This is a genomic window from Geomonas agri (genome assembly GCF_020179605.1).
Classification (GTDB): Bacteria; Desulfobacterota; Desulfuromonadia; order Geobacterales; family Geobacteraceae; genus Geomonas; species Geomonas agri.
This window is the reverse complement of sequence record NZ_JAINZO010000002.1, coordinates 321,053-340,782: the sequence shown is the minus strand read 5'-3', so window position 1 is coordinate 340,782 and position 19,730 is coordinate 321,053. Positions and strand designations below refer to the sequence as shown.

Below are 19,730 nucleotides of genomic sequence, written 5' to 3'. Positions count from 1 at the left end.
AAGAGGGGGGACCATGCTCTTGCGTCCTCTGATCGATCTGCTGTTTCCCCCTTTGTGCCATGCCTGCAAAGGGGCCATACCTGTGACGGGGGCGGAGGAAACTCCGCCCCAGCCCTTCATCTGTACCGATTGTCTCGGCAAGATCTCCTTCCTCACATCCCCCCTGTGCACCCGCTGCGGCGCACCCTTTGCCACCGAAGCCGGCTGCGACCACACCTGCGGCGCCTGCCTTTCCCATCCCCCTTTCCATACCTGCCGCTCGGCGGCGGTCCTGGCGGGGCCGCTTCAGGAACTGATCCACCGTTTCAAGTACGGCGGCAAGATCCATCTGGCAGACCCCCTGGGGGTGCTGGCTTTCCAAAGGCTGGAACAGTTCCTGGGGGAGGCGAAGCCGGACTGCGTGGTCCCGGTGCCGCTGCACCGCAAGAGGCTTCGGCAGCGCGGCTATAACCAGTCGCAGCTGATTGGTGAGGTGCTCGGCAAAAAATTACGGGTGCCGCAAGTGGTGGGAAACCTGCGCCGGCTCCGCTGGACCGACCCCCAGACCGGGCTCGATGCGGGCGACAGGGTGACTAACGTGAAGGGGGCTTTCGGGGTGCGCAATCCCACGGCGCTGGCGGGAAAGCGGGTGCTATTGGTGGACGATGTCTTTACCACGGGCAGCACCCTGGGCGCCTGCGTCGATGCCCTGCGCGATGCGGACGTCGCCGCTGTGGTGGCGGTGACGGTGGCCCGGGGGCTCCAGCAGTAGGACCACTGCTTTGGGCTCAGGACTGCTGTGACGGCGCGAAGAAGGCCTGGAGCCGGTGGCAGATCTCTTCTTCCGGCGCCTTCTGGACGGTGACCCCGTGCAGGGCAGTGAGGAAGATCTTGCCGTAGTTCTTGGTGAGGACCCTGGAATCCAGGATCAGGACGGCGCCGCGGTCCTCCTTGCTCCGGATCAACCTCCCGAAGCCCTGTTTGAACTTGATCACCGCCTGCGGCACCGTGTAGCTCATGAAGGGATCGCCCCCCTTGGCGGTGATGTGCTCGCTCCTCGCCTCCAGGATCGGCTCTGTGGGGACCCGAAACGGAAGCCGGGTGATCACCACCAGCTCCAGCCCCCGCCCCTGCACGTCCACTCCCTCCCAAAAGGAATCAGTACCGAACAGCACCGGGTTGAGCGAGTTGCGGAACTTGGAGAGGAGCATGTGTCGATTGGTCTCCCCCTGGCGCATGGGGGTGAGGCCGGCGGCCTTGAGCGGTTCGGCCAGGCGGTTGTAGACCCTGATAAGCAGATCGTATGAGGTGAAGAGCACGAAGGCGCGCCCCTGCGAGATTTTCAGTGCGTCCAGCAGGTGGCTGCAGAGCCGGGCCTCGAACATGGGTGAGGTCGGCTCAGGCATGTCCGCCGGGACCACCACCAGCGCCTGGTGTGCGTAGTCGAACGGGGAGGGAAGCAAAAGCTCGCTGACCCGGTCCTTGGCGAGCAGTTCGATGCCGGTGCGGTGCTTCAAAAAGTCGAATTTCTCGCCGATGGCAAGCGTCGCCGAGGTTAGCACCACGGTCTTGAAGCGGTCCAGGATCGCTTTCTTGATCGAGTCGGCCACCTCCAGCGGAGAGCAGCAGAGCTTGACCAGGGGCCCCTTTCTCAACTCGAACCAGCGGCAGAACTCGTCCTCGCGCGCCAAGAAGAACCTAAGTGCATCGACGGCGCACTCGATTCTGCCTTTTACTCCCCGCAGGTCGGTGAGTGGGCCGGCCAGCTTTTCCAGCACCTTGTCGGAAAGTTTCTCGCACCCCTTTAAGAACACCTGCATGGCGAGGGCGTAGTCTGACAGCTCCTTGGCCATGTGCTCAATGTGGGGGGTGACCTCCAGCCAGAGCGGCGTGCTATAAATCGCCGGCGTCACCCGCAACTTCTGCTCGACCCCGTCCTTCTTCAGCTTCTTAAACAGCGCCTCGCCGATCTGGTCCATGCCGCGGGTCACCGCGTCCAGCACCGCAACCCTCCGGGGGATCAGCCTCCCCTCCAGCACTTCGGCGATCTCCAGGTAGAGGTCGTCCTGCGATTCCGGGACGGCGGCGGAAAGCTGGGTGGATAGCTGCGGCAACACGCCGCGGTGTGCCTTTCTGGGGTGCTGCAGTTTGCCCAAAAGCTTCACCAGCCCCAGACGCGAGACCTGGCTGGAGAGGAAGTTGGTGGCAACGTCCTCCAGGTGATGCCCCTCGTCGAAGATGAGCCGGGTGAACGGGGGGAGGATGGCGGTGGCGTCGTAGCCGGTCTCCTGGCGCACCGAGAGATCAGCCAAAAGCAGGGCGTGGTTGACCACGAGGAGGTCAGCGCCGGCCGCCTCGCGCCGGGCCTTGTAGAAGAAGCAGCGCGGGTACTCGGGGCATTTCACCCGGCCGCATTGGTCCGACTCGCAGCAGAGCTCTTCCCATACCTCGTCCTTGGGGATGAAGGCGAGGTCGCCGCGGCAGCCGTCCTCGGTCTTCTTGCTCCACGCCACGATGGCGTCCAATTCCTGGGCAGTGTCGTCCTTGAAAAGCGATGCGTCGGCGGCGTTGACGCGGAGCTTCCTGAGGCAGAGGTAGTTGCCGCGCCCCTTGACCAGCACCGCCCGGAACTGCACCCCGGCGTGCTGCTGCAAAAACGGGATATCCTTCTGGATCAGCTGCTCCTGCAGGTTGATGGTGTTGGTGGAGACGACCACCCGCTCCTTGTTGCGCACCGACCAGAGGGCGGCGGGAAGCAGGTAGGCCAGCGACTTGCCGGTACCGGTCCCCGCCTCGACGATGGCGACTTTCTCCTCGTTGAAGGCTTCGGAGAGGTTGAGCGCCATCCGGCTCTGCTCGGGGCGGTGTTCGTAGCCAGGGAGGGCCTGGGCCAGCACGCCGTCGGGCGCGTAGAAATGTTCCACTTCGGGATAGGAGAGGCGCTCCACGACCTTGCGGGCGAAGGGGGCGACCACCTGGTTGGCTCGGGAGGCGTCGTTGTTGACGATGTAGAAGCCAACCCCCTGGTTGCCCAGGAGCGAAGCGATCTCGATGTCGGGTTGCGAGGGGGTGAGGTTGCCAGAAGGGTGGTTGTGGATGACCACATCGCCGAAGGAGCAGGCAATCATGATGGCGGGGACCGCGTCCTTGTTGCCGCGTGCGAGCGGCTCCACAGTCACGACGATGCGCGCCTCGTCGGTGCGACCCAAAAAGAAGACTTCGTTGCCGTTTGCTTCGGTGATTGCGGTGCGGAGCTGCTCGATGGCGAGAGCTGAAAAGTACTTTTGCATGACCCGGTTGAAGATACAGGGTTTGGGTGGGGGAGGCAACTGAAAAGGCAGGTCAAGGTTGAAGTTAAGGTTGAGGAGCACCGTCATTGATCCAGTGCCGCCATCTATGTTAGAAGAGAAGCCGAGGAGATTTCATGCAGCGCTACAATGCATTTTCTGAAGAGCTGAAGCGGGTGTTCGGGTGCAAGGTGCAGCGGCTCTCGGTGGACGCCGGCTTCACCTGCCCCAACCGCGACGGCAGCGTCGGGACGGAAGGGTGCATCTTCTGCGGCGGTAAGGGCTCCGGCTCCTACGGCATCCTTCTGGGTGTCGGCGTCGCCGAACAGCTGGAGCACGCCAAGGAGGTCATGGTCAGGAAGTACAAGGCGGCCCGCTTCATCGCCTACTTTCAGTCCTACTCCAACACCTACGCGCCGGTGGAACATCTGCGCCGGCTCTATGACGAGGCGCTTTCCGTGCCCGACGTCGTCGGACTCATCGTTGGCACCCGCCCGGATTGTCTCCCGACCGAAACCCTCGACCTGCTTGCCGAGTACGCCCGGCGCTGTTACTTCTGGCTGGAACTCGGCCTGCAGTCGCCGCTCGACCGTACCCTGTCTGCCATCAACCGCGGCCACGACCTCGTCTCGTTCAGTAGCGCCGTCCATGAATGTCAAAAACGCGGCATCCGGGTCTGCGCCCATATCATCCTGGGGCTCCCGGGGGAGAGCCGGGAGGAGATGCTTTCCGGCGCGGAGTTCCTGAACCGGGCCGGGGTGGACGGGGTGAAGATCCATCTCCTGCACGTGATGCGCGGCACTCGCCTAGCCGAGCTGTACCAGGCAGGGACGGTACAGCTTTTGGACCGCGACAGCTACGTGGGGCTGGTCTGCGATTTCCTGGAGCGGCTCGACCCAAAGATCGTGGTGCAGCGCCTGACTGGAGATGGGAACAGGAAGGATCTGATCGCGCCGCTCTGGTCGCTGGCCAAGTTCGAGGTGCTGAACTGCATCGATCACGAACTGGAGCGGAGAAAGACCAGGCAGGGTGACAAAAGGGGACTGGCCCCGTAAGGTGCGTGTCCCCTTTTGCCCTCCAGATTAGTTCCAGGCGCGGGGCTTGCTGCTCAGGGGGCGACCGCCTTCTTCGCGCGCCAGCATCTTGGGAACTTCGATCCTCTTCGCCAGCGCGGGACGCCAGAAATACGAGTCGCGCCCTTGCGCACCGCCATCCTTCTTGATCCTGAGCAGCACGCCGGTCTCGGCCATCGGCTCATAGCTGAACTTGGTCAGCAGTCGCGCCGGTCTTTTGACCTCGAGGCTGTAGCTGCCGTCCCCTTCCTCAATGAGACGATCCTTCGCCCCAAGTGCGACGACGCCACGGTTCCGCTCAACGCCCTGCCCGTCACGGCGCTTCTCCAGGTAGCTCAGCCAGATCTTGTTCGGTTGGCCCACTACCGTCCTCAAACCGACCTCGTCCTCGTAACCCATACGCCCGAACGATACCGCGGCGATGTCGTCCTTGGTTAATCCCGTGACCGCCTTGCCGTTGCCGTCCTTGACGCTGAAGTCGACGTGCAGGGAACCGTCGTTGGCGACGGTGACCCAGCCTATTTTAAGTTCCATCCGTTCTGCCTGTTCGGTTGCGGCGGTTCTATGGGCGGCCTTGCCTGCAGCGCCGGATTCCGCGGCAGTAGCAGTCAGGGGAGACGCTGCCAAAAGCGCGGTTGCGATCATGGTCATAACTGTGAGGAGTTTCGTGTTGAGACCTTTCATAATGTCCTCCTGGGCTGGGTGAGTATTTACACCGCTTTGATTCTGGTGTAAGGATAGGACTCAAACAGTATCCATGTGAAGGGCCACATTTCATAAATTTTATGGATACACTTCGTTTACAGCTTTTTTATCGTCTGCAGCGTGCCGAGAGAGTTAAGCCATGATCTACCTGAATCCTGAATCAAAAAAGCCTTTGTATCAGCAGCTTTATGAGCAGCTGAAACAGAACATCATCACCGGCGAATACGAGAAGGGGAGCCGACTGACATCGACCCGGGACCTGGCAAAAAATTTATCCATCGCACGCAACACGGTTGAGGCGGCCTACGACCAACTCTGCATCGAGGGGTACGTGGAGGGGCGGCATGGATCGGGGTACGTGGTACAGGACCTTAGGGAAGAGTTGCTGCATTTTCCCTGCATAACTGGGGACGGGGAAGATGTGCAGCTTCTTCCGGCAACCGGGACGGCAGATATGGACGAGCCGCCGCCCGAGCAGGCGAAGCCGGTAAAATACAACTTCTCCTACGGCGACTTCGATCCCCATTCCTTCCCCCATGCACTGTGGCGGCGCCTGAACAACGAGGTGCTCACATCGCTCAAGGTCGATTCCATCGCCTACTACGGGGACAAGCAGGGTGAGCTGCAGTTGCGGCGGGAGTTGGCGAAGTACCTGCGCCAGTCGCGGGGTGTCAAATGCTCGTCTGAGCAGATCGTGGTGGGGGCGGGTCTCCAGGACCTGGCGATGATGATCTGCCTGCTGTTTCCGCTGGAGGAGCGCATCCTGGGGATGGAGGAGCCGGGGTACGACTTCACCAGGGTCATCTTCGGCAACCACGGCTACAAGGTGCTCCCGATCCCGGTGGGGGAATGGGGCATCGACCCGGCGGAGCTGAAGAAAAGCGGGGCGCGGTTGGCCTACGTGACCCCTTCGCACCAGCTTCCGACCGGGGTGGTGATGCCTATCCAGCACCGCATGAGGCTCTTGCAGTGGGCGGAGCAAAGCGGGGGTGTCATCATCGAGGACGACTACGACAGCGAGTTTCGCTACCGCACCCGGCCCATCCCCGCCCTGCAGTCGATTGACTGCCAGGAGCGCGTCATCTACCTGGGGACCTTCTCCAAGGCTTTCGCGCCCGGGCTGCGCATGGGGTACATGGTGCTGCCGCAGTGGCTCCTGTCCCGCTACCATACCGTCTTCGAGCGCTACAAGTGCACCGTGCCGAGGCTGCAGCAGTACGTGGCGGCGAGCCTGTTGTCGGGAGGACACTGGGACCGGCACCTGCGCAAGGTCTGCCTGGTGAACAAGAAGAAGCACGAGGTCCTGGTGCAGTCGATCCAGAGGGAGATGGGTGAGCGGGTGCGCATTTATGGGTCCCACGCCGGTCTGCACGTGCTTTTGGAGCATTTCACGGGTGAGACCCAGGAAACGATGGTGGCGCGGGCGGCGGCGTACCAGGTCAAGGTGACGCCGACCCGGCAGTTCTGGCAGAACCCGGAGTCCGCCCCGGAGAACCTGATCATGATCGGTTTTGGCGGCCTCTCCGCGGAAGAGATCGCCGAGGGGATCAAGCTATTGAGGCAGGCGTGGTTCGGCTAGCCGCGTCGGTAGGTTGGTAGCTGCCGGAAAGATTATTTATGGTTAACTCTTGTGGTGCTGCGGTGGTCGACGTTGCGGCACCGGCAGGAGGGACCATGGATATCTCGGGCGAGATCACATCTTTTGACGACTTCCGCAGGCTGATCATCAAGACCGCCCCAGGGTCGTGGAACTTCTTCCGGGGTGAGAGCAGAGACTTCTACACGCTGATCCCGAAGATCGGGCGGCTCACTCCCGACCCGGGCGCGGCGGGGAAGCTTCCCCCGGGCGAGGTGATGCCGGCTGACATCTACGGCGAGTATCAGGCGCTGCAGGAGTTCAAGAAATCGGGGCGCCACCTGGTCGAGGTGCAACCGGCGACGGAATGGGAGTGGCTGGCCCTGGCGCAGCACCATGGCCTGCCGACCAGGCTGCTGGACTGGTCGGTGAATCCCTTGATCGCCCTGTACTTCGCCGTCGCCGAACCGTACGGCGACCTGGCCCTGCGCCGGGACCGGCTCAACAACCCTGACTACTGTGGCGGCGCCGCGCTCTACATTGCCCACACCATGTACGGGCTCTCAGACATCGACGAGAGGGCCAATCCCTTCGAAGCCGACACCTGTTTCTTCATGGCGCCGGTGATCGCCTCCCGCATCAAGGCGCAAAGCGGCGTATTCTCACTGTTGAGGAACCCGTGGCGGCCGCTGGAGCAACAACTCACTCCACGCGAGCACATTCGCAAGTACCGTATTCCCTTCGAGAACCGGGGTTTTCTGGCCCAGGAACTGAAGCTCTTGGGGATTAACCACGCTTTCGTTTTCGCCGATCTTGACGGGCTGGCGCGCTACATCCAGGAAAAGGTTTCCGACAAAATCGATCCACAGCAGTCGTTGGCGCATCGGCATACGTAGAAGGGGACTGGCTCCGCAGGTGCCAGTCCCCTTTGATTTTCTATGCCCTATCCCTCCGGGAGAGGGTGCCCGAAGGGCGGGTGAGGGAGGAATTTCGGAGCTGCCACTACCCTCACCCTGACCCTCTCCCAGGGGAGAGGGGAATGTGGCAGCTAGGAAGAGTGACAACTTTTTACAGAGGATTAGAAGGGGTACCCAAGCCCCACGAAGACGGCGGGGCCGTCCTTACTGAAGCCGACGTCGATGCGGCCGAGGATGTTGGGGCGCACCACGGCGCGGAAGCCAATGCCCGGATTCACCTCGATGTCCCGCCCCCGCAGGTCTCCAACCGTATCGCCTACTCCGCCGATGTCGACGAACGGCGCCAGTTCCCAGTCCGCCTTGACGTCGAACACCTCCCACCGGAATAGCCTGATCCGCTCCTCCAGGTTTAAGAGCACGTAGCTGTTGTCGATGAAGCGGTTCCTGCCGTACCCCCTGAGCGTGTTCTCGCCGCCGAGGATGCTTCGCTCCAGGAAGGGGAGGGAGCTGCCGCGGGTCTGTCCCACGGCCACCCTGCCGGCGCTGATAAAGCGGCTGTCGGGGATCGGGAAGAACCCTTTGACCTCGGCCTCGTAGCGCCCGAAGCGCGCGCTGCTACCCAGGGCGGCCAGGCTCCCCTCGATGGTGGCCCGTGCGCGGATGCCGGAACTGGCCATGGCCTGGGCATCGAGGGTGCTGTAGACCAGGGAAACGGATTGGGCATGGGTGCTGAAGCCATCGAGGCCGGGGACGTCGGCCTGGGCGAAATACTGCTGAGTATTGGGGAGCATTTTGACCGCCCCCTCGTCGATTTCCACCTTTCTCAGGCGGTCGCCCAGGTAGAGCATGGTGTTGGTGGCCAGCGGGTAACCAGCCGATACCGTGTAGCCGAGTTCGCGGTCGGCGAAGTTGGTTTCGTTGTCGACGCTGCTGCCGGAGCCGAAGCCGAAGAAGCGGGCGGATCCGTCGGTGAAGTTGTAGAGGAAGGCGTTCAGCTCCAGCTGCCGGTCCATCAGGCTCTGGTCCCTGACCCTGATCTCGTAGTCGGAGTTTACCTGGGTCGATTTGGAGATGTTGAATTCTATGCTGCGCAAGGGGGAGGGGTACATGGCGCCGTAGAGGGTTCCCGTGGTGCCGAAGTTCTCGTTCTGGTTCACCTGCGGGGCGAACAGCGCGGAGACCTCGTCCTTGTCGTTGTGCAGAAGGAACGCGGTGAGGGCGCCCCAGGTCACCCCTTCGTTGGGGCTGGAAGCGATCACGGGAAGCGGGATGGTGACCAGCTTCACGTACGGTTGTGCCGGTGAGGGAGCCGGAAGTACGGTGGACGGGATATAGCTGGTGCAGCCTGCCAGAAGCGACAAAAGGATCAGCGATAGAAGCGTTAATGCGTGCATGGTGGTCCGTTTCAGGGGAACTCCTGGGAGAGCTGCGGAAAGCCTCCTTTGGGCGGGGAAAACATAGCGGCTCTCCGTCGTTTTGACAAGAAAAAAAGAACGCTCTAACTTGCTGCGGTCAAAAAAATGACTAGCACCGCACTTCAAAAATGACGTCGGGCACCCCGCCCTATCCACTGCGGCGTCCCTTACTTGCCGCCCGCTCCCCCTTGTATTCATTCCGGTTTTTGTCAGCGACCAGGCCGCCGGGCCGCATTCCGGAAAATGGCACACCGGTTGCACAAGGTCCCTCTGCAGAGAAAACCCCCAGGCAAAGCAAAGGAAACTGACGCATGGCAAACCCCTCGACGGACGCCCTGGCGCTCCCGGGACCCAAAAGCAATTCGGACATCTACATGGCGATCGCCCTGATCGGGGTGCTGGCCTTGATGGTGGTCCCCCTGCCTGCGTTCATGCTCGACATCTTTCTGGCTACCAACATCACCGTGGCGCTGGTCATCCTGCTGGTCTGCCTCTACACGGTGCAGCCGCTCGACTTCTCGGTGTTTCCTTCCATCCTCCTGGTCACCACGCTATTCCGACTGGCCCTCAACATCGCTTCTACCCGACTGATCCTGATGCACGGCAGCGAGGGGGTCGAGGCGGCTGGCGGCGTCATCAAGGCGTTCGGACAGTTCGTCGTCGGCGGCAACTACGTAGTGGGGGCCGTCATCTTCCTGATCCTGGTCATCATCAACTTCGTCGTCATCACCAAGGGTGCCGGACGCGTGGCCGAGGTGGCCGCCCGCTTCACCCTGGATGCCATGCCGGGCAAGCAGATGGCCATTGACGCCGACCTCTCCAACGGCATCCTGACCGACAAGGAAGCCAAGCTGCGTCGCAAGAAGATCGCCCGCGAGGCGGACTTCTACGGTTCCATGGACGGTGCCTCCAAGTTCGTGCGCGGGGACGCGGTCGCCGGCATCATGATCGTGCTGGTGAACATCATCGGCGGCTTCGTGATCGGCGTCTGGCAGAAGGGGATGCCGCTGGACCAGGCGCTGCAGAACTACACCCTGCTCACCATCGGCGAGGGGCTGGTGGCCCAGATCCCGGCCCTGATCATCTCCACTGCGGCCGGCGTCATCGTGACCCGCTCCGCCGACGAGAACAACTTCGGCCATGAGATCGCCGGGCAACTCTTGAACTACCCCAAGGCCTTCCAGGTCGCTTCCGGGGTTCTGTTCCTGTTCGCCCTGATCCCGGGGCTGCCGCATTTCGCCTTCTTCCTGCTCTCCGGCGTCTCGTACATGGTGAGCAAGATGGCGGTGGAGAAGAAGGCCGAGGTGGAGGACGTGGTGGAGACCACGGCCGCAGGTGCCGAGGAGAGCGACCAGATCAGCAGCATCCGCCCGCTGGACATGCTGGAGCTGGAAGTGGGCTACGGCCTGGTCCCCATGGTGGACGCGAGCCAGCAAGGGGAGCTTTTGGACCGCATCCGCTCCATCAGGAAGCAGGTGGCGGACCGCATGGGCTTCATCGTTCCCCCGATTCACATCCACGACAACCTGCAGCTGAAACCTTACGAGTACAACATCCTGATCAACGGCGCCAAGGTTGGGGGCGGCGAGCTCTCCGGCCAGTACCTGGCCATGGACTCCGGCGGCGCAGTCGGGGCGCTGGAGGGGATCAAGACCACGGAGCCGGTGTTCGGTCTCCCCGCGGTCTGGATCAAGGGGAAAGAGCGGGAGAAGGCGCAGGTCTCCGGCTACACCGTGGTCGACAACACCACGATCCTCGCCACCCACATCAGCGAGACCATCAAGAAGCACGCCCACGAGCTGGTGGGGCGCCAGGAACTGCAGCAGCTTTTGGACAGCATCGCCGCCACCCTGCCCAAGGTGGTCGAGGAGCTGGTCCCGTCGCTCCTCTCCCTGGGCACCGTGCTGCGCGTGGTGAAGAACCTCTTGAAGGAAAACGTTTCCATCCGCGACCTGCGCTCCATCCTGGAGACCCTGGCCGACTACGGCGGGGTGACCAAGGACCCGGAGATGCTCACCGAGTTCGTGCGGCAGAGCCTGGGGCGCTACATCGTGGAGCAGTACAAGCGCGAGGACGACACCCTCTGCGTGCTCACCCTGGACCACGACATCGAGGAGACCATCATTGATTCGGTCCAGCTCTCGGAGCAGGGAAGCTACCTGGCCATCGACCCGCACGTCGCACAGCGCGTCCTGGCCGCCATCCGCAGGAATGCCGAGCAGTTCGACGCCATCGGCGCACTGCCGGTCTTGATGGCTTCCCCCTCCATCCGTCGTCACGTGAAGAAACTCACGGAACGGTTCATGCCCAACCTGGCGGTCATCTCGCACAACGAGATCCCGCCCAACATAAAAATCCAATCCTTAGGCGTGGTGGTGATCAATGCTAGTTAAAACATTCCAAGCAGGCGAGATGTCGGAAGCTCTCAGGATGGTCAAGGCAGAGATGGGTCTGGACGCGATGATCCTCTCCTCCAAGAAGGAGCGCAAGAAGGGGATCCTCGGCTTCTTCTCCAAGCCCTACTACGAGGTGACCGCGGCCCTGGAACCCAGGCCGCAACAGCGCCCGAATCCGTACCGGGAGGAGCCGCCGCCGGCCCCGGAGCGCGAGCTCTCCACCCGCGAGGAGTTCCAGAACTCCATGCTGGGCCCCCTGGCGCGCGAGGTGCGCGAACTGAAGCAGCGCATCGAGGCGCTCACTAAGAAGGAAGCGCAGCAGGCCGCCCAGCAGGCCGTACCCCAGCCCCAGGAGCCCCAGCCGGAAACCCCGGCCGTCGCCAGGACCTTTGGCAAGGAGGAGCTCGAAGAGATCAAGCAGCTTCTCTACAACGCGGTCTCCGGCAGCAAGGATAAGAGCCCCGAGAAGAGCCCGGAGAAGGGCGCCAAGCCGGTGACCTTCCAGTTGGCCGGGCAGGCGCTGGAGCAGACCGCGGTCAAGGCCGCGGTGCAGCCCGAAGCGCCGGCGTTTGCCTTCCCGGTCGAGCAGGCAGCAACAGCGGCCCCGGCGCTCAAGCTGGTCAAGGAAACCGTCCGCACTACCGATGAGGAGCGGCTGCTGGAGCAACTCGCCGAGGAGCTGCGGGGTGAGGACGTCGGCCCGCAGGCGGTCCAGGCGCTCACCGAGTCGGTCCGTGCCGCCGCCGAGGAGGGGCTGCCGCTGGACGAGCTCCGCTCGCTGATGGCCGAGAACCTGGCCGGCATGGTGAAGTGCTCCGGCTCGCTGCGCATCAAGAAGAATGGCCCGCGCATCGTGGCCGTGGTTGGGCCGACCGGCGTCGGCAAGACTACCACGATAGCCAAGATCGCCGCCATGTACGCGCTCAACCGTCGCGTCTCCGTCGCCATGGTCACCATGGACAATTTCAGGGTCGGCGCGGTCGAGCAGCTGAAAACCTACGCCAAGATCATGGACCTCCCCCTGGAGGTGGCCGGTAACTCGCAGGAACTCTCCAACGCGCTCGCCCGTCACTCCGACAAGGACCTGATCCTGATCGACACCGCCGGCAGGAGCCCGAAAGACGCCGACCGCCTCGACGAGCTGAAGGGGTACCTCGAGACCCAGAGCGGCATCGACGTCTACCTCTGCCTGTCGGCGACCACTAGGAGCCGCGAGATCGACGAGATCATCGCCACCTTCGGCACCCTGCCGTTGACCAAGCTCCTTTTCACCAAGCTCGACGAAAGCCGGACCTTTGGCTGCATCGTCGACACCTGTTTCAAACACAAGATCCCTCTCTCTTATTTCAGCACCGGGCAGAAGGTGCCCGAGGACATCGAGGTGGCGACCTCCAAGAAGCTCGCCGCCATGGTAGTGCAGGAGTCTAACTGATGACAATGTCTTGCCTAGCAACAGACCAGGCCGAATCCCTCAGGAGACTGGCGGGGCGTGCCAAGACCGAAGTACCGGACCAGCTCCAGGTGCGCGAGGGGCTAAGGGTGATCTCGGTCACCAGCGGCAAGGGCGGGGTCGGCAAGACCTCGGTGGTGGTGAACCTGGCCACCACGCTCGCCGCCAGGGGTGAGCGGGTCCTTATAATTGACTGCAACCCCGGCATCGGCGATATCTGCCTGCGCCTGGGCAAGGACGCACCGTTCCGCATGGGGCAGGTTCTCTCCGGCGACATCGACCTGAAGGAGACGGTGGTGGAGCTGGGAGGCGGGGTGAGCGTCCTGCCGGCGGGGATGGAGATGCAGCAATACAGCGCCCTCTCCCCCTGGGAGCGCAGCGCCCTGTTGCAGGCCATGCTCCGGCTGCAAAACGATTTCGACTACTTCCTGATCGACACGGGCTCCGGCATGGCGGCCAACCTGACCGGCTTCGCGGCACTCGCCCGCGAGATCATGCTGGTGGTGACCCCCGAGCCGACCTCCATCACCGACGCCTACGCCCTGATCAAGATGCTTTCCGGCCGCGACAGCTCCTTCCGCTTCCGCCTCCTGATCAACATGTGCCGCGACAACCAGGAGGGTGACACACTCTTTTCGAAGTTGGCCGCGATTACGGGCCGGTTTTTGCAAGTACAGTTTGACCACGCAGGAACGATCCTGCATGACGAGCTGTTGGTGGAAAGTGTAAGGCGTCGCGGGGCTTTATGCCGCCTCTTCCCGGAAGCCAAGGCGTCAACGGGATTCAAAATTTTGGCACAGAAAATCAATGCGGAGCAGCCGGCCGGCGCAGGGGCCATCCCGGCAGCTTCGGTGGCATCTAGCACGATGTGGAGGAACCATGAATTGTCTTCTTAAGGCGTATGAGCATGAGGCGCAGCGCGGGGTCCCGATGAGCAGGGACGAACTGGTGGTCACCCACCTCCCGCTGGTTAAGTTCATTGTCGACCGGATCGCCTCTTCACTCCCCCCGCACCTCGATCGGGACGACCTGAGAAGCGCCGCGGTTATTGGCCTGATCTCCGCCGCGGAACGATTCGATCCCAGCCGCGGGGTCCAGTTCAAGACCTTCGCGGAACAGCGCATCCGGGGCACCATCATGGATGAACTGAGGGCCCAGGACTGGCTGACCAGAAGCCTCAGGGACAAGTTCAAGAAGCTGGAGAAGGAGTTCTCCCAGCTCGAGCAGCGCCTGGGGAGGAACCCCTCCTCGGACGAGGTGGCCACCGCCATGGGGCTCGAACTGAAGGATTACTTCCGGCTCCTGGAGGAGATTCATCTCCTCTCCTTCGTCTCCCTGGACGACGCCTGGCACGACGAGGACGGCGCTCCCTTCGGTCTCTTGGACGTCCTGGAGGACAAGGGGACCGAGAGCCCGCAGAGCCAACTGATCGCGCGCCAGACCGTTGAGCGTCTCGCCGAGGCGATCGACTCACTCCCCGAGAAGGAACGCATCGTGATCACGCTCTACTACTACGAAGAGCTGAACCTGAAGGAGATCGGCGCCGTGCTCGATCTCACCGAGTCGCGCATCTCGCAGCTGCACAGCCAGGCCATCGTCAGGCTGCGCGGCAAGATGAAGCGCGTCGCCTAGGGGGAGAGCATGAACGCAGGGATGTACGCGGCTTTGACCGGCAACCTTTCGGCGCAGCGCAGGCTGGACGTGATCTCCAACAACCTGGCCAACGCCAGCACCACCGGCTTCAAGGCGGACCAGATCCAGTTCGAGAGTGTGCTGGCCAATGTCAAAAATTCGACACAGGGGCCGGTGTTCAGCAACGACCGCTACTCGACCGACTTCTCGGCGGGAGCACTGCAGCGCACCGACAACAGCCTCGACGTGGCCCTGGAAGGTGACGGCTTCTTCGTGGTGAACACCCCGCAGGGAACGGCCTACACCCGCCAAGGGAGCTTCCACCTGGGCGGGAACGGCAGGCTGGTTACCGCCGACGGTTACGAGGTGCAGGGAAGCGGTGGCTCCATCACGGTCCCCGCCAACGGTAAGGTCGAGATCGGCGCCAACGGGCAGGTGAGCGTGAACGGCAACGCCGTAGGGACCATCAGCACGGCGGACTTCGCCAAGCCCTACGCCCTCAACAAGCTGGGCAACGGGCTGTTCCAGCCGGCCGATCCCAATGCCCCGACCACCGCGTCCACGGCCGGCATCAAGCAGGGATACCTGGAGACCTCCAACGTCAAGGCGGTGGTGGAGATGTCGCGCCTGATCGAGGCGAGCCGCTACTTCGAGATCTGCGCCAAGGCCGTCAAGACCTACGACGACCTCACCTCCCGCGCAGCCAACGACCTCGGCAAAGTATAAAAACAGGAGAAACAACATGATCAGAGCACTTTGGACGGCCGCATCAGGGATGCAGGCTCAGCAGCTCAACATAGACGTGGTAGCCAACAACCTGGCCAACTCCAGCACCACCGGCTTCAAGAAAAGCCGCGCCGACTTCCAGGACCTCATGTACCAGACCGAGAAGACCACCGGCGCCCCGGCCACCAACACCACCACCATCCCGACCGGCATCCAGGTCGGTCTCGGCGTGCGCCCCGGCGCGGTGAGCAAGATCTTCACCACCGGGACCATGGTGCACACCGGCAACGAACTCGATATGGCCATCGAGGGGGACGGCTTCCTCCAGGTGCAGCAGTCCGACGGCACCACCGCCTACACTCGCGCCGGCTCGCTCAAAAAGGACGGCCAGGGGAGGGTGGTCACCTCGGACGGCCAGCCCATCCTGCCGGAAATCGTGATTCCCAGTAACGCCACCAGCATCAACATCGGGTCCGACGGCACCGTCTCGGTGCAGCAGGCGGGACAGACCGCGGCGACCACGGTGGGGACCATCCAGCTCGCCTCCTTCACCAACCCGGCCGGCCTGAACGCCATCGGCAAGAACCTCTTCCTCCCCACCGACTCCTCGGGCAACGCCACGACCGGCACCGCCGGGCAGAACGGCCTCGGGACCCTGGAGCAGGGGTACATCGAGCAGAGCAACGTGAGCGTCATGGAGGAGATGGTGAGCATGATCGTCTCCCAGCGCGCCTACGAGATCAACTCCAAGGCGATCCAGGCCTCCGACGACATGCTGCAGCAGGCCGCTGCACTGAAGAGGTAACTCCTGATGCGCGCATTGTTACTTGCTCTCGCGCTCCTCGCCCTGCCGCTCTCCGGCTTCGCCCAGGTGGCGGGCCCGGCCGCGGTCAACGTGGTGAGCGAGGCGACGGTCAAGGCGGCCATCAAGGATTACCTGGTGCAGAAGGCGGCTCCCTTGAACGCCGACATCACCGTCAAGAAGATCAACTACCAGGGGGACCTGAAGCTCCCCGCCGGCAAGGTCACTTTCGACGTGGTGGCCCCGGAGCGCTGGGAAGGGTACGGACCGGCCTCGGTGGCCCTCATGGTGCGGGTCGACGACCAGGTCAAGAAGAACCAGACCGTACTGGTCGAGGTCGAGGCGCTGGCCGAGATGGTCGTGGCCGCACGTCCCCTGGAGCGTGGCGAGGTGCTTGCCGCCTCCGACCTCGCCATCGTCAAGCGTGACCTGGCCCAGGTGCAGGGACGTTATTTCAACAACATCAACGAGGCGGTTGGGCTGAGGGTCAAGAGTACCCTGCGCGCCAACTCCCCGGTCAGAAAGGACAACCTGGAGAAGGTGCCCATCGTCAAGAGCGGGCAGGTGGTGACCATCGTGGCCGAGAACGACGTGGTGCGCATCACCGCGACCGGTCGGGCCAAGGGGGCCGGCGCCTCGGGCGACCTGATCACGGTGCAGAACCTCTCCTCGCAGAAGGAGATCGCGGCGCGGGTGGTCGACGCGACCACGGTAAAGGTGGATTTCTAGATGGACCGCAAGAACAGCAACAGCTTGACCATAGTGAAGGCGGCGGCCCTTGGCCTGCCGCTGTTATGGCTTTCGGCCTGCGCGCACCAAAGCGCCGAGGTGGTGACCCCGACCTTTGACGAGCAGATCCCGGCGCCGCAGGTGAACTACAGCAACGGCTCGCTCTGGCAGGCCAACTCAACCGCGCTGGCCGAGGATATGAAGGCAAGAAGGCGCGGCGACATCATCACGGTGGTGATCTCCGAGAACGCCAGCGCCAGCAAGAAAGCCGCCACCGGCACCTCGCGCGACTCCTCGATCAGCGCCGGGATCCCCAACCTGCTCGGCCTGGAGAAGACGCCGATCAAGTCCTGGGCCGACCTCGCAAGCCTGCTGAGCGCGAGCTACGGCTCCAAGTTCGACGGCGCCGGCTCCACCTCGCGCCAGGAGACCCTGCAGGCGACCATTTCGGCCAAGGTAGTGGACGTCATCCCCAACGGCAACATGCTCATCGAGGGGAGGCGCAACGTCAGGGTGAACAACGAGGACCAGATCATCGTGCTGACCGGTACGGTGCGCGGGCGTGACGTCAGCACCGACAACACCGTCAACTCGGCGCTCATCGCCGACGCCAGGATCTCCTACTCCGGCAAGGGGATCATCTCGGACCGCCAGAAACCGGGGTGGCTGATGAACGTGCTGGACAAGGTCTGGCCGTTCTAAGCGGGCGGCGTGTTCGGGAATTGACGGTTTTGTGTCAAGATTCCGACACGACGGCCGAAAAGGGTTAGGTGAAAGAGCTTGAAAGTTAACGTGATTTTAAAAAGCTGCCTCGCGCTCCTCGTGATCCTGATACTGCCCCAGTTCGCCCAGGCGGCGCGTATCAAGGACATTGCCGCCTTCGACGGCGTGCGCGACAACCAGCTCATCGGCTACGGCCTCGTGGTCGGCCTGAACGGCAGCGGCGACTCGGATCAGACCAAGTTCCCGGTGCAGTCCCTGGTGGGCGCCCTGGAGCGGTTGGGGCTTACCGTGAACCGCGCCGACATCACGGTGAAGAACGTGGCCGCGGTCATGGTGACCGCCCAGCTTCCCCCCTTCGCCAAGCAGGGTAACAAACTCGACGTGCTGGTCTCGTCCATGGGCGACGCCAAGAGCCTCGCCGGCGGCACCCTGATGATGGCTCCCTTGAAGGGCGCCGACGGCCAGGTCTACGCCGTGGCCCAGGGGCCGGTGCTGACCAACTCCTTCTCCTACGGCGGGCAGGCCACCACCGCGGTAAAGAACCATCCTACCGCCGGCACCGTCCCCGAGGGGGCGCTGGTGGAGCGCGAGCTTCCCAACGTGCTGGCCAACCGCCCGGTACTGAAGCTGAACCTGCACCAGTCTGACTTCACCACCGCCGCCCGGGTCGCCGCCGCCATCAACGGCCGCTTCCAGGGCTCGGCGTCGCTCACCGATCCTGGCAGCGTGCAGGTCGCCATCCCCGGCGAGTACCAGAACCGGGTGGTGGAGTTCGTGGCTGATCTGGAGCGGCTCGAAGTGAACCCGGACGTGATGGCCAAGGTGGTCATGAACGAGCGCACCGGCACTATCGTCATGGGCGAGAACGTGCGCATCTCGACGGTGGCCGTGTCCCACGGCAACCTGACCGTGGTGGTCAAGGAGACCCCGAAGGTCTCCCAGCCGGCGCCGTTTGCCAAGACCGGCACCACCACCGTGGTACCCAGGACCGACCTGAAGATCGCCGAAGAGAAGGTAAACCTCTCGCTGATACGTGAGGGGGCCAACCTGGGCGAGGTGGTGCGGGGGCTGAACACCCTCGGGGTTACCCCCAGGGACCTCCTCGGCATCATGCAGGCCATCAAGGCCGCCGGCGCGCTCAACGCCGAGCTGAGCGTGATGTAGGGAGAACGGTCATGGATGTAAAGCCGATTCCGGACAACGCGCTGCCGGTCACCGACCTGCGGGCGCAAAAGAGTGCCCGGGAGCAAAACCCGGAGCAGATCAAGAAGGTGGCCCGCGACTTCGAGGCGATGTTCGTCTCCATGATGCTCAAGTCGATGCGGGACACCGTGGGCAAGGACACCCTGACCGGAGGGGGAAAAGGTGAAGAGACCTTCCGATCCCTGCTGGACCAGGAGTACGCCAACGCCGCGGTGCAGGGAGGCGGCATAGGACTGGCACAGACCATAGAGAGGGAGCTCTCGCGGGCCTACGGCACGCCGGCTCCGGCTAAGGGGGTGCAGAATGCGGATTGAAGGTTCAGCGTACGTAGTCGATCTGAACCGATCGCAGCAGGTCCGGAACGAGACGCAGCAGACACAGGCAGTGCAGGGGATCCGTCCCGCCGGACGGGTCATCCCCTTCGACCGGGTCGAGATCTCGTCCCAGGCGAGGGAGCTGCAGAAGCTCAAAGCCGAGGTGGCGGCGATGCCCGACGTGAGGATGGACCGGGTGGCGCTGGCCAAGCAGAACCTGCAAAACGGCTCTTACCGTGTCGAAGCCTCGGCCCTGGCGCAAAAGATGATGGACGCGTACAAGTCGCGTTAAGGGGGAATAGATGGATCGTAACGTCGTCGAACTGATAGCGGCCCTGTGTGAGAAGGGGGTGCTCCTGGACCAGATGCAGGCGCTTTTGCAGGAAGAGCAGGAATGCATGACCTCCCTCGACCTGGCCCGGCTGGAGGAAAACCAGCAGGAGATCACGGCGGGGATGGAACGCCTGGCGCGGCTCTCCGGGCAGTGCCAGGAGATGATCGCCGCCATCGGCACCGACCTGGGGATGCCGGGCAACAGCACGCTGTCGCCCATCATCGAGCGGCTCGGGGCGCCGGAAAAGCAGGCGCTTAAGGAGGCACAGCAGTCGGTGACCGGCAACGCCCGGGCACTGCAGGGGGCGCTCGCGTTGCACCGGAGGCTGATCGAGGACTCCCTCAACGTGGTAGGACGCTCGGTGAACTTCTTCAACCGTCTTTTCAACCCCGGGCAAACTTACGGCGGCGCGGGAGCGTTCGTCAACGCCGGGCGTGGCAGCAGCGGCTTCGTCAGCAAGGAGATCTAG

General features: G+C 63.2%; 19 protein-coding genes. 16 read left to right on the top strand and 3 right to left on the bottom strand.

The window, feature by feature from the left end; translation table 11 throughout:
- Window positions 1-13 precede the first annotated feature (13 nt).
- The gene (locus K7R21_RS12895) at window positions 14-751 is read left to right on the top strand and encodes a ComF family protein (protein WP_224983715.1); all 738 of its coding nucleotides are present in this window, start codon (window positions 14-16) and stop codon (window positions 749-751) included.
- Window positions 752-767: 16 nt separating this feature from the next.
- Here the strand turns inward: K7R21_RS12895 and K7R21_RS12890 are convergent, their stop codons facing one another.
- Window positions 768-3,269 (bottom strand): helicase C-terminal domain-containing protein, encoded by a 2,502-nt coding sequence (locus tag K7R21_RS12890; RefSeq protein ID WP_224984900.1) that lies wholly within the window; start codon window positions 3,267-3,269, stop codon window positions 768-770.
- A gap of 134 nt (window positions 3,270-3,403) precedes the next feature.
- Between K7R21_RS12890 and K7R21_RS12885 the strand changes: the two genes are divergently transcribed.
- Window positions 3,404-4,321, top strand: a complete 918-nt coding sequence (locus tag K7R21_RS12885) for a TIGR01212 family radical SAM protein (RefSeq protein WP_224983714.1) — start codon at window positions 3,404-3,406, stop codon at window positions 4,319-4,321.
- A gap of 27 nt (window positions 4,322-4,348) precedes the next feature.
- Here K7R21_RS12885 and K7R21_RS12880 read toward each other — a convergent pair whose 3' ends face one another.
- Window positions 4,349-5,023 carry a hypothetical protein gene (locus K7R21_RS12880; protein WP_224983713.1) on the bottom strand — a complete coding sequence of 225 codons (675 nt, stop codon included), beginning with the start codon at window positions 5,021-5,023 and terminating at the stop codon, window positions 4,349-4,351.
- Window positions 5,024-5,183: 160 nt separating this feature from the next.
- Between K7R21_RS12880 and pdxR the strand changes: the two genes are divergently transcribed.
- Window positions 5,184-6,623, top strand: coding sequence for a MocR-like pyridoxine biosynthesis transcription factor PdxR (pdxR, locus tag K7R21_RS12875; protein WP_224983712.1), 1,440 nt, complete (start codon window positions 5,184-5,186; stop codon window positions 6,621-6,623).
- A gap of 38 nt (window positions 6,624-6,661) precedes the next feature.
- Window positions 6,662-7,516, top strand: coding sequence for an FRG domain-containing protein (locus K7R21_RS12870; protein WP_224983711.1), 855 nt, complete (start codon window positions 6,662-6,664; stop codon window positions 7,514-7,516).
- A 182-nt stretch (window positions 7,517-7,698) separates the two neighbouring features.
- Here the strand turns inward: K7R21_RS12870 and K7R21_RS12865 are convergent, their stop codons facing one another.
- A complete protein-coding gene (locus K7R21_RS12865) occupies window positions 7,699-8,931 on the bottom strand; it encodes a BamA/TamA family outer membrane protein (protein ID WP_224983710.1) in 1,233 nt (410 codons plus the stop codon).
- A gap of 332 nt (window positions 8,932-9,263) precedes the next feature.
- Here K7R21_RS12865 and flhA point away from each other — a divergent pair, with 332 nt between their 5' ends.
- From flhA to K7R21_RS12805, 12 genes are all read left to right on the top strand, one after another.
- A complete protein-coding gene (gene flhA / locus K7R21_RS12860) occupies window positions 9,264-11,345 on the top strand; it encodes a flagellar biosynthesis protein FlhA (protein ID WP_224983709.1) in 2,082 nt (693 codons plus the stop codon).
- Entirely contained in the window at window positions 11,335-12,780 is a 1,446-nt protein-coding gene (locus K7R21_RS12855; RefSeq protein ID WP_224983708.1) for a flagellar biosynthesis protein FlhF, read from the top strand. The genes flhA and K7R21_RS12855 overlap by 11 nt, the downstream gene beginning before the upstream one ends.
- A gap of 5 nt (window positions 12,781-12,785) precedes the next feature.
- Window positions 12,786-13,694, top strand: a complete 909-nt coding sequence (locus K7R21_RS12850; protein WP_224983707.1) for a MinD/ParA family protein — start codon at window positions 12,786-12,788, stop codon at window positions 13,692-13,694.
- On the top strand, window positions 13,678-14,430 hold the full coding sequence (locus K7R21_RS12845) for a FliA/WhiG family RNA polymerase sigma factor (protein WP_199395706.1): 753 nt from the start codon (window positions 13,678-13,680) through the stop codon (window positions 14,428-14,430). The genes K7R21_RS12850 and K7R21_RS12845 overlap by 17 nt, the downstream gene beginning before the upstream one ends.
- A 9-nt stretch (window positions 14,431-14,439) precedes the next feature.
- Window positions 14,440-15,156: a flagellar basal-body rod protein FlgF gene (gene flgF / locus K7R21_RS12840; RefSeq protein WP_224983706.1), complete on the top strand. Its 717-nt coding sequence runs from the start codon at window positions 14,440-14,442 to the stop codon at window positions 15,154-15,156.
- Window positions 15,157-15,172: 16 nt separating this feature from the next.
- Entirely contained in the window at window positions 15,173-15,961 is a 789-nt protein-coding gene (gene flgG / locus K7R21_RS12835; RefSeq protein WP_216508624.1) for a flagellar basal-body rod protein FlgG, read from the top strand.
- Window positions 15,962-15,967: 6 nt separating this feature from the next.
- Entirely contained in the window at window positions 15,968-16,687 is a 720-nt protein-coding gene (gene flgA, locus K7R21_RS12830) for a flagellar basal body P-ring formation chaperone FlgA (protein ID WP_224983705.1), read from the top strand.
- A gap of 33 nt (window positions 16,688-16,720) precedes the next feature.
- On the top strand, window positions 16,721-17,389 hold the full coding sequence (locus K7R21_RS12825) for a flagellar basal body L-ring protein FlgH (protein ID WP_224984899.1): 669 nt from the start codon (window positions 16,721-16,723) through the stop codon (window positions 17,387-17,389).
- Between the two features lie 90 nt (window positions 17,390-17,479).
- The gene (locus tag K7R21_RS12820; protein ID WP_404813670.1) at window positions 17,480-18,574 is read left to right on the top strand and encodes a flagellar basal body P-ring protein FlgI; all 1,095 of its coding nucleotides are present in this window, start codon (window positions 17,480-17,482) and stop codon (window positions 18,572-18,574) included.
- An 11-nt stretch (window positions 18,575-18,585) separates the two neighbouring features.
- Window positions 18,586-18,927 (top strand): rod-binding protein, encoded by a 342-nt coding sequence (locus tag K7R21_RS12815; protein ID WP_224983704.1) that lies wholly within the window; start codon window positions 18,586-18,588, stop codon window positions 18,925-18,927.
- Window positions 18,917-19,219 (top strand): flagellar biosynthesis anti-sigma factor FlgM, encoded by a 303-nt coding sequence (flgM, locus tag K7R21_RS12810; RefSeq protein ID WP_224983703.1) that lies wholly within the window; start codon window positions 18,917-18,919, stop codon window positions 19,217-19,219. Before K7R21_RS12815 ends, flgM begins: the two co-directional genes overlap by 11 nt.
- A 10-nt stretch (window positions 19,220-19,229) precedes the next feature.
- Window positions 19,230-19,730 (top strand): flagellar protein FlgN, encoded by a 501-nt coding sequence (locus K7R21_RS12805; RefSeq protein WP_224983702.1) that lies wholly within the window; start codon window positions 19,230-19,232, stop codon window positions 19,728-19,730.

Excerpts from the sequence above, each read along its gene's own strand:
- flgF (WP_224983706.1), top strand. The coding sequence starts at position 14,440 with ATGAACGCAGGGATGTACGCGGCTTTGACCGGCAACCTTTCGGCGCAG.
- K7R21_RS12805 (WP_224983702.1), top strand. The coding sequence starts at position 19,230 with ATGGATCGTAACGTCGTCGAACTGATAGCGGCCCTGTGTGAGAAGGGG.
- K7R21_RS12885 (WP_224983714.1), top strand. The coding sequence starts at position 3,404 with ATGCAGCGCTACAATGCATTTTCTGAAGAGCTGAAGCGGGTGTTCGGG.
- K7R21_RS12865 (WP_224983710.1), bottom strand. The coding sequence starts at position 8,931 with ATGCACGCATTAACGCTTCTATCGCTGATCCTTTTGTCGCTTCTGGCA.
- flgG (WP_216508624.1), top strand. The coding sequence starts at position 15,173 with ATGATCAGAGCACTTTGGACGGCCGCATCAGGGATGCAGGCTCAGCAG.
- K7R21_RS12815 (WP_224983704.1), top strand. The coding sequence starts at position 18,586 with ATGGATGTAAAGCCGATTCCGGACAACGCGCTGCCGGTCACCGACCTG.
- K7R21_RS12855 (WP_224983708.1), top strand. The coding sequence starts at position 11,335 with ATGCTAGTTAAAACATTCCAAGCAGGCGAGATGTCGGAAGCTCTCAGG.
- flgM (WP_224983703.1), top strand. The coding sequence starts at position 18,917 with ATGCGGATTGAAGGTTCAGCGTACGTAGTCGATCTGAACCGATCGCAG.
- K7R21_RS12895 (WP_224983715.1), top strand. The coding sequence starts at position 14 with ATGCTCTTGCGTCCTCTGATCGATCTGCTGTTTCCCCCTTTGTGCCAT.
- K7R21_RS12870 (WP_224983711.1), top strand. The coding sequence starts at position 6,662 with ATGGTTAACTCTTGTGGTGCTGCGGTGGTCGACGTTGCGGCACCGGCA.
- K7R21_RS12890 (WP_224984900.1), bottom strand. The coding sequence starts at position 3,269 with ATGCAAAAGTACTTTTCAGCTCTCGCCATCGAGCAGCTCCGCACCGCA.
- K7R21_RS12845 (WP_199395706.1), top strand. The coding sequence starts at position 13,678 with ATGAATTGTCTTCTTAAGGCGTATGAGCATGAGGCGCAGCGCGGGGTC.
- flgA (WP_224983705.1), top strand. The coding sequence starts at position 15,968 with ATGCGCGCATTGTTACTTGCTCTCGCGCTCCTCGCCCTGCCGCTCTCC.
- K7R21_RS12880 (WP_224983713.1), bottom strand. The coding sequence starts at position 5,023 with ATGAAAGGTCTCAACACGAAACTCCTCACAGTTATGACCATGATCGCA.
- flhA (WP_224983709.1), top strand. The coding sequence starts at position 9,264 with ATGGCAAACCCCTCGACGGACGCCCTGGCGCTCCCGGGACCCAAAAGC.
- K7R21_RS12850 (WP_224983707.1), top strand. The coding sequence starts at position 12,786 with ATGTCTTGCCTAGCAACAGACCAGGCCGAATCCCTCAGGAGACTGGCG.
- pdxR (WP_224983712.1), top strand. The coding sequence starts at position 5,184 with ATGATCTACCTGAATCCTGAATCAAAAAAGCCTTTGTATCAGCAGCTT.